Source organism: Kribbella sp. VKM Ac-2566 (genome assembly GCF_004366005.1).
Lineage (GTDB): Bacteria > Actinomycetota > Actinomycetes > Propionibacteriales > Kribbellaceae > Kribbella > Kribbella pratensis.
In genome coordinates, this window is record NZ_SODT01000013.1 from 90,614 (window position 1) to 105,955 (window position 15,342).

Genomic DNA, 15,342 nt, shown 5'->3' on the forward strand with positions numbered 1-15,342 from the left:
AGCCTGGCATGTGGTCCGTCCGGTCCGCTCGATAGGGTCGCCTCTCGTGACCGAGGTACTCATCCAGCGACTCGACCCCGACCTCCCGCTCCCGTCGTACGCGCACCCCGGCGACGCCGGCGCGGACCTGGTGGCGGCCGCCGACCTGACCCTGAAACCGGGCGAGCGCGGCCTGGTCGGGACCGGGATCGCGATCGCCCTGCAGAACGGGTACGCCGCGTTCGTGCACCCGCGCTCCGGGCTGGCCGCGAAGCACGGCGTCTCGATCGTGAACGCCCCCGGAACCGTCGACGCCGGGTACCGCGGCGAGATCAAGGTCTGCCTGATCAACCTCGACCCGCACGCCGAGGTGACCGTGCGGCGCGGCGACCGGATCGCGCAGCTGGTCATCCAGCAGGTCGAGAAGGCCCGGTTCGTCGAAGTAACCTCGCTGCCGGGTTCGGCACGAGGTGACCAGGGGCACGGGTCCACCGGCGGTTTCGCCGATGTGACACGCTGACCAGGTGCACCCGTTGACCTGCCGGATGCGCGAGACTACGGCGCTGTATCAGCGCCGGCACCAAGACCAAGGAAGTAGGCAACAGCTGTGATCTTCCGCCGTAAGGGCAAGAACGACGAGCCCGAGACGGGCGAGACCCTCGACGAGACCGGTACGGCGGACGTCCGCGCCGAAGGCCCGTTCGACTCGACCGAGGTCGACGCCGCCGACCTGGAGGCGGAGGACCGGATCGACCTGGGTGCGCTGGTCGTCACCGGCATGCCCGGCATGGAGCTGGGCCTGCAGGTCGACGAGCAGAGCGGCGTGGTGCAGGCGGTGCTGCTGATGCTGGACGACTCCGCCCTGGAGCTGCGCGCGTTCGCGGCCCCGAAGACCAGCGGCATCTGGGACGAGGTCCGCCAGGAGATCGCCGGCGAGGCAGCCCGGATGGGTGGTACGGCGACAGAGACCGAGGGACCGTTCGGTACCGAACTGGTGCTGGTCGTCCCCGTCGAGGACCCGGAAGGACAGGTCTTCAGCCAGACCTCCCGCGTGATCGGGGTGGACGGCCCGCGCTGGCTGCTCCGCGGCACGGTCCTCGGCCGCGCCGCCGTCGAGCCGGACGCCGCCGAGCCGATGGAAGCGACGCTGCGCAACACTATCGTGGTCCGCGGTAACGAGCCGATGGCTGTCCGCGAGTCGCTGCCGCTGCAGATGCCGCCGGGCGCCCAGCCGAATGAGCCCGAAGAGGCCTAGCGGACTACACTCGACGCCATGGGCAGCAACAAACCCGAGGGGCTGTGGAAGCGTGCCTTCCGCGGCCTGGCCGGGGACCGCGACCAAGAGGATGCGGAGGTCCTGAAGGACTTCGCGCAGGACTGTGGCGCGCGGTCCATCACCGGCTGCCACGACCGAGAGCTCGTCACGCTGTACGGCACGCTGCGCACCATCACGTTCAGCCCACGCGGCGGCGTACCGGCACTGGAGGGTGAGTTGTACGACGGCACCGGCACGGTGAAGCTGATCTGGCTCGGCCGCCGCAAGATCGGCGGCATCCACGCCGGTTCGGAACTGATCGCCTCCGGGCGGATCGGCGTCGTCGACGGCGACCGGGTGATGTTCAACCCGCGCTACGAGCTGCGGCCCCAGGCAGCCCATGGCTGACCCGACGTCCCGCCGGGACCAGATCGACGACGACCTGCAGGAGAAGCTCGTCGAGATCCTGAAGCCCGAGGTGGAGGCTGCCGCCACGCAGCCGCCGCCTCCGAAGTCGACCGACAAGGACTTCTTCCACGCGCTCGGCGGGTGGGGTGCACTGCTCGACATCGGGCTGCCCTGGATCGCCTTCCTGGTCGCGTACGCCGTCACCGACCACAAACTGCAGCTGTCCCTGATCATCGCGGTCGGTATCGCCGCGGTGCTCGCCGTGGTGCGTCTCGTCCGCCGGCAGGCGCTGCGGAACGTGTTCGGCGGCTTCATCGGCGTACTGATCTCGGCCTGGGTCGCGAACCGCACCGGCAACGCCAAGGACTTCTACGTCCCCGGGCTGCTCACCAACCTCGGCTACGGCCTGCTGTACCTGATCACAGTCCTGATCCGCTGGCCCTTGTTCGGCTTCCTGTACGGCGTGATCACACAGACCGGCACCGCCTGGCGCCGCGATCCGGTGCTGCTGAGAGGCTTCTCCCGCGCGACGCTGGTGTTCGTGGGCCTGTTCGCGATCCGGTTGATCGTCCAGGTCCCGCTCTACTTCACCGGCAGCCTGAACGCCCTCGGTATCGCCAAGATCGGCCTCGGCCTCCCGTTCTACGCGCTGGCGATCTGGCTCGCGTACGCCGTACTCCGCGGCTCGATGCCCCCCGAAAAATGGGACGAAGCCCGAGACAGCATCACCCACCTACTCCGCGCCAACAAAAAGTAACCAGCCCAACGCAATCCGGACACAGCCCGGCGTGGGAGGTGGACTCCCGGTCTACCAGCCGACGCGGCAACGAAGTGGGCTCAGGATGTGCTATCCCTCCGGCGGCACGGGCACCCGCACCACGGTGGCGGTGCCGTCCGGGTCCGTCACCGTGCAGCTGACCGCGTTCGAGGCGAGGCCAGTCTTCTTGCCAAATGTCTTGGCGACGATTTCTACGCCCCCGGTAGGCGTAAAGCTGATTGACAGCAGGACCATGTGCTGGTCGTCGATCCACCGGCTCGCCGAGTCGCCGGGCGTGCCGACGACGGTGATCGCGCCCTCGGCGCAGGCCACGGTGAACGTCTCCAGACCGTGTCCGGGCGGGGCGTCGGCGACGGCCGGCAACGCGGGCAACGCGACCGCGGCGACCGTTGACGCGCCAAGTGCGAGATGTCGCTTCATGTGTGTTCCCCTCCTGTGAGGTGGCTTAGAAATCCACTATCCCGCAGGCAACGTGTCCAGTCTCGTGCCGGGGAGGCTTGAGTCGGCAGGCGGTCACGGCCAACCGTTCGTCGCAAAGAAGGAGTGCTTGATGAGTGACGCGTTCTACTCGCACGCGAGGCTTTATGACCTGATGTTTCCGGGTGGTGGGCCTGCGGTTGACTTCTACCGGGCCTACGCCGATCGGCGAGGCGGGCGCGTGCTGGAGCTCGGGTGCGGCACCGGGCACAAGCTGATCCCCATCGCGTCCGACGGGCATCCGTGCGTCGGCGTGGACTTCTCGTCGGAGATGCTCGCTGAGGCTCAGCGTAAGGCGAACGAGCGCGGTGTAGCCGTGGAATGGATGCAGGGCGACATGCGGGCCTTCGACCTGGGCCGCACGTTCGACTTCGTGTTCATCACGGCCAATTCGCTATTGCATCTGCACGTGGCCGAGGACCTGGTGAGCTGCTTCCGGTCCGTTCGAGGACATCTGGCGCCTGGAGCGCGGTTCGTCTTCGATGTGTTCAACCCGAGCGTGCGCCTACTTGCCGAAGCTGACGGCGTACGGCGTGCCCGGGAGTCGTTGTCGTTCATGGATCCTGACCGCGGCGACGTCGGCGTCGAGGTCGCTGAGATCTACGATGCGCCCGCGCAAGTTACCCGCGGGACGTGGTACCTCTCGACCGACTCCGAGCCCGACTTCGTCGTCGCGCCGCTCGAAATCAGGAGCATCTTCCCGCAGGAGCTGCCGCTGCTCGTGTCGCTGGGCGGCCTTCGGCTCGTCGAGCGCTTCGGCGACTGGTCCGGTGGACCGTTCACCACGGATTCGCCGCTTCAACTCTGCATCTGCGAGTCCGCGTGATTGACGGAACTGCGGAGATCAAGCGCGGTTCTGGACGAACTTGAGTTGGTGGGCTTCAGGATCGCGTACCCAGGCGTAGTGCAGGCGGCCGTCCGGGGAGTCGGTCGGTGGGACGACGGCGGTGGCGCCTGCGGCCAGAGCCTGGTCGTACAGGGCGTCCACGTCGTCGCACCAGAACACGAGCTCTGTCGCGGGACGATCAGCCGGCTCGACGCCGAGGTCGACCAGTTCGTTGGCGACGCGCGCCGAGGTCAGGCCGATACGAATCCCGGCTGCCTCGACCTCCACGTGCGCGACGGGACCAGAGGACGGTGCCCGAAACATCTCCGTCAGGCCGAGGCGCGTGTAGAACGCGAGGCAACTGTCCACGTCGTCGCAGAACAAGTTGACCTGGAACTGCTGGATCTGCGCCATCCGGCCACCCTAGGACGTGCTACCCGCTACTCCGACTTGCGGTGGTGGGGGGAGAGCATGTCCTCGAGTTGCTCTTCGGTTTCGTCGGCGGCGACGAAGAGGAGCTCGTCGTTGAGTTCGAGCGTGCCTTCCGGGTCCGGGCGCAGGACGCGGCCTTCGCGGAGGATGACGACCAGGGCCGTGTCCAGCGGCCAGTCGACGTCGCCGACGCGCTGACCGATCATCGGGGAGTCCTCGGGCAGTGTCAGCTCGACCAGGTTCGCGTCGCCCTGGCGGAAGGTGAACAGCCGGACCAGGTCACCGACCGACACCGCCTCCTCGACGAGCGCGGACATGATCCGCGGCGTGGACACCGACACGTCCACGCCCCAGGCCTCGTTGAACATCCACTCGTTGCGCGGGTGGTTGACCCGGGCAACGGTCCGGGGTACTCCGAACTCGGTCTTGGCGAGCAGTGAGACGACCAGGTTGACCTTGTCGTCACCGGTACTGGCGATCGCGACCTGGCAACGCTGCAGCGCGGCCTCCTCGAGCGAGGACAGCTCGCAGGCGTCGGCCAGCAGCCACTCGGCACGCGGCACCGACTCGGCCTTGATCGCCCGGGGGTCCTTGTCGATCAGCAGGACCTCGTGGCCGTTCTCGAGCAGTTCGCCGGCGATCGAACGACCTACGTTGCCGGCTCCCGCGATGGCTACCCGCATCACAGCTCCTCAGGCCTCTTCAGGTTTGGTGCCGAGCTGGGCCTCGATGGCGGCGGCGTCCCGCTCCAGCATCACGACGTGGACCAGGTCACCCTCTTGGACGACTGTGTCGGCCCGGGGCAGGATGCCCTCACCGAGCCGGGTCAGGAACGCGACCCGGGCGCCCGTCGCCTTCTCGATGTCGAACGCGGGCCGGCCGATCCAGTCCGCGTGCACGTGTACCTCGGCCAGCCGGACGGTGGCCGACGGGTCGCGCCACTCCGGCTCGGAGCCCTCGGGCAGCAGCCGGCGCATCATCTGGTCGACGGTCCAGCGGACGGTGCCGACCGTGGGGATGCCGAGCCGCTGGTACACCTCGGCGCGGCCCGGGTCGTAGATCCGGGCCACCACGTTGCTGATCCCGAACGTCTCGCGTGCCACGCGGGCGGCCAGGATGTTCGAGTTGTCGCCGTTCGACACCGCCGCGAACGCCTCGGCGTCCTCGATCCCGGCCTCGATCAGCACCTCGCGGTCGAAGCCCATCCCGACGATGGTCCGGCCGGTGTACGCGGGGCTCAGCCGGCGGAACGCGTCGGCCGACTGGTCGATGATCGCGACCGTGTGGCCGCGTTTCTCCAGACCGCGGGCGAGCATCGACCCGACGCGGCCGCAGCCCATGATGACGACGTGCACTCGCTGATCACTCCCTGCCCCGTGGCGGGCGGCTGGCTCGGTTCGGCAGGGATAGACGCTACACCGACCTGAGGGTGCCTCTAACATCACCGGTGTGACTCCCGCTCTAGGCGATATCAGCAAACGGCTGCTGCTCGGACGCAAACTGCGCAGCACTCAGCTGGGTGAGACCCTGCTGCCGAAGCGCATCGCCCTTCCGGTGTTCGCGAGCGACGCGCTGTCGTCGGTCGCTTACGCCCCCGACGAGATCTTCCTGACCCTGTCGATCGCCGGGCTCGCGGCGCTGACGATCTCGTGGAAGATCTCGCTCGCGGTCGCGGTGGTGCTGGTCGTCGTCGTGCTGTCGTACCGGCAGAACGTGCACGCCTACCCGTCCGGCGGCGGCGACTACGAGGTCGCCAACGTGAACCTCGGCCCGACCGCGGGCCTGACGGTGGCGAGCGCCCTGATGGTCGACTACGTCCTCACCGTCGCGGTGTCGATCTCGTCGGCGGCGCAGTACGCCGCCTCGGCGATCCCGGCACTGGAGGGGCACCAGGCGACCGCGGCCGTGATCGCGGTGCTCTTCCTGACCACGATGAACCTGCGGGGCGTGCGCGAGTCGGGGGCGGCGTTCGCGATCCCGACGTACATCTTCATGTTCACCATCCTCGGGATGGCGGCCTGGGGCTTCGGCCGGTTGCTGTTCGGGCACCTTCCGGACGCGTCGAGCTCCGGCCTCGACATCGCGGCCGAGGACCAGTTCGCGCACGGAGCGAGCGGGATCGCGATGGCGTTCCTGATCCTGCGGGCGTTCTCGTCCGGGTGCGCCGCCCTGACCGGTGTGGAGGCGATCAGCAACGGCGTACCGGCGTTCAAGAAGCCGAAGAGCCGGAACGCGGCGACCACGCTGGCGCTGCTCGGGAGCATCTCGATCGCGATGGTGGTCAGCGTCGTGACGCTGGCGAACGTGATGAAGGTCCGGTTCGCCGAGGACCCCGGGACCCAGCTGCTCCGCGACGGCGTGCCGGTCGGCGAGGGGTACCACCAGGACCCGGTGATCGGCCAGCTCGCCAAGGGCATCTTCGACCACTTCTCGCCCGGCTTCTACCTGGTCGCGGCCGCGACCGGCGTGATCCTGGTACTGGCCGCGAACACCGCGTTCAACGGGTTCCCGGTGCTCGGCTCGATCCTGGCCCGCGACGGGTACCTGCCGCGGCAGCTGCACACCCGCGGCGACCGGCTGGCGTTCAGCAACGGCATCGTCATCCTGGCCGGTTTCGCGATCGTGCTGATCGTCTCGTTCAACGCCGAGGTGACCCGGCTGATCCAGCTCTACATCGTCGGCGTGTTCGTCTCGTTCACGATCAGCCAGATCGGCATGGTCCGGCACTGGACCCGGCTGCTGCGCGACGAGCAGGACCCGGGCAAACGGGCCCGGGCGATCCGGTCCCGGGTGATCAACGCGATCGGCCTGACGCTGACCGGCGTCGTGCTGGTGATCGTGCTGATCACCAAGTTCCTGCTCGGCGCGTACATCGCGATCATCGCGATGGCCTGCCTGTTCCTGCTGATGAAGGGCATCCACCGGCACTACGACACGGTCCGCCGGCAGATGGCGGCCGAGGGCGACGAGCCCTTGATGCTGCCGTCACGGGTGCACGCGATCGTGCTGGTGTCGAAGCTGCACAAGCCGACGCTGCGGGCGCTGGCCTTCGCCAAGGCGGCCCGTCCGTACCAGCTCGAGGCTGTCACCGTCGACGTCGACCGGGACGAGGCGGACCAGCTGCAGGCCGAGTGGGAGACCCGCGGCATCCCGATCCCGCTGAAGCGGCTCGCCTCGCCGTACCGGGAAATCACCCGGCCGATCCTGCAGTACGTGCGCGACATCCGGCGGCAGTCGCCGCGGGACGTGGTGATGGTCTACATCCCGGAGTACGTCGTCGGACACTGGTGGGAGCACCTCCTGCACAACCAGAGTGCGCTGCGGCTCAAGGGGCGGCTCTTGTTCACACCTGGTGTGATGGTTACGTCCGTTCCTTACCAGCTGCTCTCGTCGCAGGGGGCCGAGGAACGGCAGGACCGGGTGGAACGGGTAGCCGGCCAGGTACGGCGCGGTGCCCGCAAGTCGTCAGGAGATCGGTGACAGAACAAATGCCGCGACTCCGTCGCGGCGGGTCATGGGGCTGGAACTCCAGTCCTTCCCTCGTCGCTTCGGTCGCCTCGCTCCCTGCGCTCCTCGGTCCAGGACGGGAGGCCCCATGACCGGCGAGAACAGTCTGGTTGGGGCGGTAGTCGAGCTGGAGGTAGGGCCAGTCGCGCACGGGGGACACTGTGTCGCCCGGCACGAGGGGCAGGTGGTCTTCGTCCGGCACGCGCTGCCGGGCGAGCTGGTGCACGCCCGGATCACGGAACAGACGGCGAAGTACCTGCGGGCCGACGCGGTCCAGGTGCTCACGCCGTCCCCGCAACGGATCGAGCCGCCGTGCCCGTACGCCGGACCGGGCCTGTGCGGCGGGTGCGACTTCCAGCACGCCAACATCGTCGAGCAGCGGCGGCTGAAGGCGACCGTCGTGTCGGACACGCTCCGGCGGATCGGTGGGATCGAACGGACCATCGTGATGGAGTCGCCCGGTGACGACGGGCTGGGGTGGCGGACGCGGATGCGGTACGCCGTCGTGGACGAGCGGCCCGGTATGTACGCGCACCGCTCCCACGACCTGGTCCCGATCGACAAGTGCCTGCTCGCGCATCCGGGGACGCCGGACGTGCTGAGCTCACGGTGGCCGGGGGTGTCGTCGGTGCAGGCGGTGGTGTCCTCAGAGGGGAAGACCGCCGTACTGACCGACAAGGACCCGGGGGAGCGGCTGGTCGAGGTGGTGCGCGACCGGCGGTTCCTGGTGGATGCCGGTGGGTTCTGGCAGGTCCACCCGGCGGCGCCGGAGACGCTGGTGGACGCCGTACTGAGTGGGCTGGAGCCTGCTGCTGGTGAGACCGCGCTCGACCTGTATTCGGGTGTCGGGTTGTTCGCGGCGTTCCTGGCCGAGGCCGGTTGCCCGGTGCTGGCGATCGAGGGCGACAAGGACGCGGTCCGGAACGCCCGGCGGAACCTGCACGACCTGGACGGCGTGACGCTGGAGAACGGCGACGTCGACCGGGTGCTGAATGCGGCGGCCGGCCATGGCCTGGAGCATGTGGACCTGGTCGTCCTGGACCCGCCGCGGACCGGCGCCGGGAAGGACGTCGTACGGCGGATCGCGGCGCTCGGACCGCGGCGGGTGGCGTACGTCGCGTGCGACCCGGCGGCACTGGCCCGGGACCTGAAGACGTTCGGCGGCCTCGGGTACGGGATCGCCTCCCTGCGCGCCTTCGACCTCTTCGGCATGACCCACCACATCGAATGCGTAGCCATCCTCGAGCCTGTGGATAGTGATGTGGCCAGTCAAGGACGGCTCGGGTAGCGTCTGGGCCTGGATCCAAATGCGCTTGGAGACCTGATGCCGCTCGTTGACCTGGACGACCCGGAGGAGTTGCGCGCCCGCTGGAGCGCACTCGCCGCGGTCGCGCACGCCACGGGCTTCGACCGCCGCTGGTACGCCGACGCGGACGGGTACCACCACCAGGACGAGACCGCGTCCGTGCTCCGGATGGCGCGCCTGGAGGACGGGCGGGCGGTGCTGTGGGGATTCCACACGCAGCACAGCCGGACGGCCGGCGAGGACCTGCTGGCCGGGTCGCCGGACTGGATCGGGCAGCCGGAGGTGCGGCAGCGCCAGACGGCGGGCGAGCTCGGGTTCGTGTACGGCGCGTTCAACGGGAGCTGGGCGCGCGCGTCGTACCCGGGCGACCCGTGGCAGCCGGTCGACGACGGGTTCACGCCGATCGGGGAGTGGATCACCTCGGACGAAGCGGCCGCCGACGAGATGGTCCAGTGGGTCGCGGAATGGTCCGACTACCTGGGCAGCCTCGACGAACTCCGCCCGTACGGCGTGGAGCTGATCCGGGCCGCGGCCGGTCCCGGGATCTCGGCGGCGGCGCTCGGGGCGTTCTTCAGCCACTTCGGGATCGACCCGCGGTCACCGGTGCAACCGGACCTGCCGGCCGGCGTCGCCGCGGGCGAGGACTTCACCCGAAACGTTGCAGAACCGGCAAGTTTCGACGCAGACCCTGACACGGCCGAGGTCTCGGTCGTTGAAGATCCCGTGATCGGAGATATCCCGCCAGGCGACGACGAGGAGTCGTACGTCGTCCCACCCGGCATCAGCCCCTTCACCGGCCAGCCGATCGCCGACCCACCGCCGCCCGCGGATCCCTCGACGCCCGGCGCGTACCTTCCGGAGAACATCTCGAGTCCCGGGCTGCCGACGTCCCATGCGTACGATCCGACGCTGCCGTCCTCCGAACCACCACGGGTTGGGGGTGGGGTGTACGAGGGCGATGACTTCTACAACAGCCTCTTCGCGGACGCTCCTGCCAGTGCGGGGTCCGCGGCTGACCAGGACTGGGAGACCGCGGAGCAGTCGTCCTGGGCCGACGAGGAAGCCACCAGCGCATACGACCCCTTCCCTGAGCCGACACCAGACCCGGCCTGGACGGGCCCTGCCTGGATCAACGGTGAGTGGGTGGAGGACCCCGCCGGCTCGGCGCCCGCTGCCGCGGCTGAGGTGGCGCCGGTGGAGTCTCCTGTCGCCTCGAGTGCGGAGTTCGAGGACGACGACGCACCTACTGCTGAGATCGAGGCGGTGCTGGAGCCGGCGCCGGCCGACGAGGAAGACGAGCTGTCGTCCTTCACCGGGCCGTCTCCGTTCGCTCCTGCTCCTGAGCCGGAGCCGCAGGTCGCCGAGTTCGCGGGCGCGGACGAGGATGACGACCAGACGGCCGAAATCCCCGCTGTGGCCGAGGTTGAAGCTCAAGTTGAGCCTCACCCTCAACCCCAGCCTTGGCCGCAACCACAGCCGGAACCGTGGCCTCAGCCGGAGCCCCACCCGGCCCCCTGGCCGCAGCCCACGCCACCCGCTCCAGAGCCCACCCCGCCCGCCCCCGAGCCGACCCCACCCAGCCCCGAGCCGCACCCCGTCCCCGCGCCGGAGCCCGGTCCAGCGCCCTTCCCGGATCCCGAGCCGATCCCAGGGCCAGTTCCGAACCCCGAGCCCGTTCCGGAGCCGCTACCCGAGCCCGAGCCGCAGCCGTTCCCACACCCCGAGCCCGAGCCCGAGCCGTTCCCACAGCCCGAGCCCGAGCCTCAGCCGGGACCGATGCCGGAGCCCGAACCTCACCCGACTCCCGAGCCGGAGCCGGAGCCCTGGTCCGAGCCGCACACCGAGCCGAACACCGAGCCGCATACCGAGCCGCATACCGAGCCGCACGCCGAGCCGCACGTCGTGTCGGCTGGGCTGAAGTCGGTCGCATCCGTCGGCGAACCGGACCGTCTGGACGGGGCGGCTCTTGGTGGGATGTTGGTGGCTGGGTTGGGGTTGGGCGGTGGTGGGCCTCGGCTCGTGCCGGAGCCCGGATCGCTCGAGGAGGCAATGCGGGCCGAGGTGGAGCGGCCCCGGCCGAAGCCGGAGGAGTCGGCTGCCGTGCGGGCGTTGCACGACTGGTGCCGGGCGCGGACGGCGATCGTGCCGTCGGGGTTCACGATCCAGGTGCAGGTGCTCGACCCGGGTGCGCCGTCGTACCGCTTCGACCTGGAACCGCCGGACGTGGACGACCCGGAGTTCGCCGCCGACAAACTCAGCGGCCTGCTCGGCGATCTCTGGCTGACCGAGGCACAAGGTGAGCAGGGCGGCTGGCTGTTCGCGCGGATCGACGCGGCCGGCCGAACGCTGCGGATCGACCGTTGGTACGACCAGGTGCCCGACTGGTGGGACAACCCGGTCGAGGAGCGCTTCGACGTGAACGGGCTGGTCCGCAGGCTGTACAACCGCGGTGCCGAGTGGCAGCCGTCGTACCTGGAGAAGCTGTACACCAGCGCGAGATAGCGTTGGCGCCATGCTTCTCAGGATCTTCACCGAACCTCAGCAGGGCGCCTCGTACGACGACCTTCTCGCGGTCGCCCGCAAGACGGAGGAGAACGGGTTCGACGCGTTCTTCCGTTCCGACCACTACCTCGTCATGGGCGACAACGACGGCCTCCCGGGCCCGACCGACTCGTGGATCACATTGGCCGGTCTGGCCCGTGAGACGCAGCGGATCAAGCTCGGCACGCTGGTCAGCTCCGCGACGTTCCGCAACCCCGGCGTACTGGCGATCTCGGTCGCGCAGGTCGACCAGATGAGCGGCGGCCGCGCCGAACTCGGGCTCGGCGCCGGCTGGTACGAAGCCGAGCACAAGGCGTACGGCCTCGACTTCCCCGACACCCCCGGCCGCTTCGACCTCCTCACCGAACAGCTCGAGCTGATCACCGGCCTGTGGGACACCCCGGTGGGGGAGAAGTACGACTTCCAGGGCGAGCACTACCAGATCAGCGATTCGCCGGCGCTGCCGAAGCCGGTGCAGCAGCCGCACCCGCCGATCATCGTGGGCGGCGCGGGCAAGAAGCGTACGCCGGAGCTCGCCGCGAAGTACGCCGCCGAGTTCAACGCAGGCTTCCGCGGCGTCGAGGTGACCGAGACGTTGTTCCAGCGGGTCCAGGCGGCCTGCACCGCGATCGGCCGTGACCCGAACACGCTCGCGCTGTCCACCGCGCACACCGTGGTGGTCGGCAAGGACGACGCCGAGGTGAAGCAGCGGGCCGAGGCGATCGGCCGCGACGTCGAGGACCTCAAGGCGAACGCCGTCGCGGGGACGCCCGCCGAGGTCGTGGACCGGTTGGGTCGGTTCGCGGCCGTCGGATCGCAGCGGCAGTACGTCCAGATCATGGATCTGCAGGACCTCGACCACCTCGACCTGATCGCGGCCGAAGTTCTTCCACAGGTTTCCTGATCGACCGGAAGGTTGACTCGATGTCGTGTATCTTGATGTCGAGAGAGTTTGCGGCGCAAGGTTAGGGCGACCTGACCTCGCGGCCGGGCGTTGCCCTCGGCAGGATGGGCACAGCGGACACGGACTGGACAGAGGAGCAGGGTGATGGCGAGCGTCGACAGCTTCGGTGCCAAAGGTGCACTCGAGGTCAACGGACAGTCGTACGAGATCTTCAGGTTGGCGGGCATCGAGGGTGCGGACACGCTGCCGTACTCGCTGAAGGTCCTGCTGGAGAACCTGCTGCGCACCGAGGACGGCGCGAACATCACCGCCGAGCACATCACCAAGCTCGGCAACTGGGACCAGAACGCGGCCCCGGACACCGAGATCCAGTTCACCCCGGCCCGGGTGATCATGCAGGACTTCACCGGCGTCCCGTGCGTGGTCGACCTGGCCACGATGCGCGAGGCGGTCGCCGAGCTCGGCGGTGACCCGACCAGGATCAACCCGCTCGCTCCGGCCGAGCTCGTCATCGACCACTCGGTCATCATCGACGTGTTCGGTACGCCGGACGCGTTCGAGCGCAACGTCGAGTTCGAGTACGGGCGGAACCGCGAGCGGTACCAGTTCCTGCGCTGGGGCCAGACCGCGTTCGACGAGTTCAAGGTCGTCCCGCCGGGCACCGGCATCGTGCACCAGGTCAACATCGAGCACCTGGCCCGCACCGTGATGGTCCGCAACGGCCAGGCCTACCCCGACACCTGTGTCGGCACCGACAGCCACACCACGATGGTGAACGGTCTCGGCGTGCTCGGCTGGGGCGTCGGCGGGATCGAGGCCGAGGCCGCGATGCTCGGCCAGCCGGTGTCGATGCTGATCCCGAAGGTCGTCGGCTTCAAGCTGACCGGGTCCGTCCCGGCCGGTGCGACCGCGACCGACGTCGTGCTGACGATCACCCAGATGCTGCGCAAGCACGGTGTGGTCGGCAAGTTCGTCGAGTTCTACGGCGACGGTGTCGCGGCGGTCCCGCTGGCGAACCGCGCCACGATCGGCAACATGAGCCCGGAGTTCGGCTCCACCTGCGCGATCTTCCCGATCGACGACGTCACCCTGGAGTACCTGCGGCTGACCGGGCGCGGCGACGACGAGGTCGCGCTCGTCGAGGCATACGCCAAGGAGCAGGGCCTGTGGCACAACCCGGACGTCGAGCCGCGCTTCTCGGAGTACCTCGAGCTCGACCTGTCGACAGTCGTACCGTCGATCGCGGGCCCGAAGCGGCCGCAGGACCGGGTCGCGCTGAGCGAGGCCAAGGAAGGCTTCCGCGGCGCGCTCGTCGACTACGCGACCGAGGAGCTCGAGGTCGACCCGTCCGAGCTCGGCAGCTTCCCGGCCAGTGACGCCCCGAACGGCCACGGCAACACCGACGACGAGCCGCACGTCCCGCACGGATCGGGAGACGGGGGTCGCCCGTCGAAGAAGACCAAGATCAGCCTGGACGGCCAGGAGGTCGAGCTCGACCACGGTCACGTCGTGATCGCCTCCATCACCTCCTGCACCAACACCTCGAACCCGTCCGTCATGCTCGCCGCGGCGCTGCTGGCGAAGAACGCGGTCGACAAGGGCCTGGCGTCGAAGCCGTGGGTAAAGACGTCGCTCGCGCCCGGGTCGAAGGTCGTCACCGACTACTACGAGAAGGCCGGCGTCACGCCGTACCTGGAGAAGCTCGGCTTCCACCTGGTCGGCTATGGCTGTACGACGTGCATCGGCAACTCCGGCCCGCTGCCGGAGGCCGTGTCGGCCGGGGTGCAGGAAGCCGACCTCGCCGTCGTGAGTGTGCTGTCCGGCAACCGGAACTTCGAGGGCCGGATCAACCCGGACGTGAAGATGAACTACCTCGCGTCGCCGCCGCTGGTGATCGCGTACGCGCTGGCCGGCACCATGGACTTCGACTTCGAGACCGATCCTCTGGGCCAGGACACCGACGGCAACGACGTGTTCCTGAAGGACATCTGGCCGAGCGCCGAGGAGGTCGAGCGGACCATCGCGAGCTCGATCAACAAGGAGATGTTCACCAAGGACTACGCCGACGTGTTCGCCGGTGACGAGCGCTGGCAGTCGCTGCCGACGCCCGAGGGCAAGACGTTCGCCTGGGACCCCGAGTCGACGTACGTCCGGAAGCCTCCGTACTTCGACGGTATGGCGAAGGACCCGTCGCCGGTCACCGACATCGCCGGTGCCCGCGTGCTGGCCAAGCTGGGCGACTCGGTCACCACCGACCACATCTCGCCGGCCGGTTCGATCAAGGCGGACAGCCCCGCGGGCAAGTACCTGGCCGAGCACGGTGTGGACCGCAAGGACTTCAACTCGTACGGTTCCCGCCGGGGCAACCACGAGGTGATGATCCGCGGCACGTTCGCGAACATCCGGCTGCGCAACCAGATCGCGCCGGGCACCGAGGGCGGCTTCACCCGCGACTTCACCAAGGACGACGCGCCGGTCACGACGATCTACGACGCCGCCCAGGCGTACGCCGAGCAGGGCACGCCGCTGGTGATCCTGGCCGGCAAGGAGTACGGCTCGGGCTCGTCGCGGGACTGGGCCGCGAAGGGTACGGCGCTGCTCGGCGCGAAGGCTGTCATCACGGAGTCCTTCGAGCGGATCCACCGGTCGAACCTGATCGGCATGGGCGTGCTGCCGCTGCAGTACCCGGAGGGTGAGAACGCGGAGTCCCTCGGCCTGACCGGCGAGGAGACCTTCGACATCACCGGCGTCACCGCGCTGAACGACGGCGAGATCCCGCGCACGGTGCACGTCAAGGTGACCGCGCCCGACGGCGGCGTGAAGGAGTTCGACGCGGTCGTCCGCATCGACACCCCGGGCGAGGCCGACTACTACCGCAACGGCGGCATCCTGCAGTACGTCCTCCGGTCGCTGATCGCGAGCTGACGGA

At 69.0% G+C, this 15,342-nt stretch carries 14 protein-coding genes; 10 read left to right on the forward strand and 4 right to left on the reverse strand.

What is annotated here, in order from left to right; all coding sequences use genetic code 11:
* Positions 1-46: 46 nt before the first annotated feature.
* From dut to EV647_RS31140, 4 genes are all read left to right on the forward strand, one after another.
* A complete protein-coding gene (gene dut / locus EV647_RS31125) occupies positions 47-499 on the forward strand; it encodes a dUTP diphosphatase (RefSeq protein ID WP_238177484.1) in 453 nt (150 codons plus the stop codon).
* 87 nt (positions 500-586) lie between these two features.
* The gene (locus tag EV647_RS31130; RefSeq protein WP_134009341.1) at positions 587-1,234 is read left to right on the forward strand and encodes a DUF3710 domain-containing protein; all 648 of its coding nucleotides are present in this window, start codon (positions 587-589) and stop codon (positions 1,232-1,234) included.
* 18 nt (positions 1,235-1,252) lie between these two features.
* Positions 1,253-1,642: an OB-fold nucleic acid binding domain-containing protein gene (locus EV647_RS31135; protein WP_133791484.1), complete on the forward strand. Its 390-nt coding sequence runs from the start codon at positions 1,253-1,255 to the stop codon at positions 1,640-1,642.
* On the forward strand, positions 1,635-2,399 hold the full coding sequence (locus tag EV647_RS31140; protein WP_134009343.1) for a DUF3159 domain-containing protein: 765 nt from the start codon (positions 1,635-1,637) through the stop codon (positions 2,397-2,399). The genes EV647_RS31135 and EV647_RS31140 overlap by 8 nt, the downstream gene beginning before the upstream one ends.
* Positions 2,400-2,489: 90 nt before the next feature.
* Here the strand turns inward: EV647_RS31140 and EV647_RS31145 are convergent, their stop codons facing one another.
* On the reverse strand, positions 2,490-2,840 hold the full coding sequence (locus tag EV647_RS31145; RefSeq protein WP_134009345.1) for a hypothetical protein: 351 nt from the start codon (positions 2,838-2,840) through the stop codon (positions 2,490-2,492).
* Between the two features lie 130 nt (positions 2,841-2,970).
* On the opposite strand from EV647_RS31145, the gene EV647_RS31150 reads away from it, so the two are divergent.
* Positions 2,971-3,723: a class I SAM-dependent methyltransferase gene (locus EV647_RS31150; protein WP_134009347.1), complete on the forward strand. Its 753-nt coding sequence runs from the start codon at positions 2,971-2,973 to the stop codon at positions 3,721-3,723.
* A gap of 18 nt (positions 3,724-3,741) precedes the next feature.
* On the opposite strand, the gene EV647_RS31155 is transcribed toward EV647_RS31150, so the two are convergent.
* The 3 genes from EV647_RS31155 to EV647_RS31165 are packed head-to-tail and all read right to left on the reverse strand — an operon-like array spanning position 3,742 to position 5,510.
* The gene (locus EV647_RS31155) at positions 3,742-4,137 is read right to left on the reverse strand and encodes a glyoxalase/bleomycin resistance/extradiol dioxygenase family protein (protein ID WP_134009349.1); all 396 of its coding nucleotides are present in this window, start codon (positions 4,135-4,137) and stop codon (positions 3,742-3,744) included.
* Positions 4,138-4,163: 26 nt separating this feature from the next.
* The gene (locus EV647_RS31160) at positions 4,164-4,838 is read right to left on the reverse strand and encodes a TrkA family potassium uptake protein (protein ID WP_131341098.1); all 675 of its coding nucleotides are present in this window, start codon (positions 4,836-4,838) and stop codon (positions 4,164-4,166) included.
* A 9-nt stretch (positions 4,839-4,847) separates the two neighbouring features.
* On the reverse strand, positions 4,848-5,510 hold the full coding sequence (locus EV647_RS31165) for a TrkA family potassium uptake protein (RefSeq protein WP_134009351.1): 663 nt from the start codon (positions 5,508-5,510) through the stop codon (positions 4,848-4,850).
* A 94-nt stretch (positions 5,511-5,604) separates the two neighbouring features.
* Here EV647_RS31165 and EV647_RS31170 point away from each other — a divergent pair, with 94 nt between their 5' ends.
* The 5 genes from EV647_RS31170 (at position 5,605) to acnA (ending at position 15,338) form a co-directional block, all read left to right on the forward strand.
* Positions 5,605-7,635 (forward strand): APC family permease, encoded by a 2,031-nt coding sequence (locus tag EV647_RS31170; RefSeq protein ID WP_134009353.1) that lies wholly within the window; start codon positions 5,605-5,607, stop codon positions 7,633-7,635.
* 115 nt (positions 7,636-7,750) lie between these two features.
* The gene (locus EV647_RS31175) at positions 7,751-8,950 is read left to right on the forward strand and encodes a class I SAM-dependent RNA methyltransferase (protein ID WP_134009355.1); all 1,200 of its coding nucleotides are present in this window, start codon (positions 7,751-7,753) and stop codon (positions 8,948-8,950) included.
* A 36-nt stretch (positions 8,951-8,986) separates the two neighbouring features.
* Positions 8,987-11,470, forward strand: a complete 2,484-nt coding sequence (locus tag EV647_RS42665; RefSeq protein WP_134009357.1) for a hypothetical protein — start codon at positions 8,987-8,989, stop codon at positions 11,468-11,470.
* A gap of 10 nt (positions 11,471-11,480) precedes the next feature.
* Positions 11,481-12,413 (forward strand): LLM class F420-dependent oxidoreductase, encoded by a 933-nt coding sequence (locus EV647_RS31185; protein ID WP_134009359.1) that lies wholly within the window; start codon positions 11,481-11,483, stop codon positions 12,411-12,413.
* A 144-nt stretch (positions 12,414-12,557) separates the two neighbouring features.
* Complete coding sequence (gene acnA / locus EV647_RS31190; protein ID WP_134009361.1) at positions 12,558-15,338, forward strand: aconitate hydratase AcnA; 2,781 nt, start codon at positions 12,558-12,560, stop codon at positions 15,336-15,338.
* Positions 15,339-15,342: the final 4 nt, after the last annotated feature.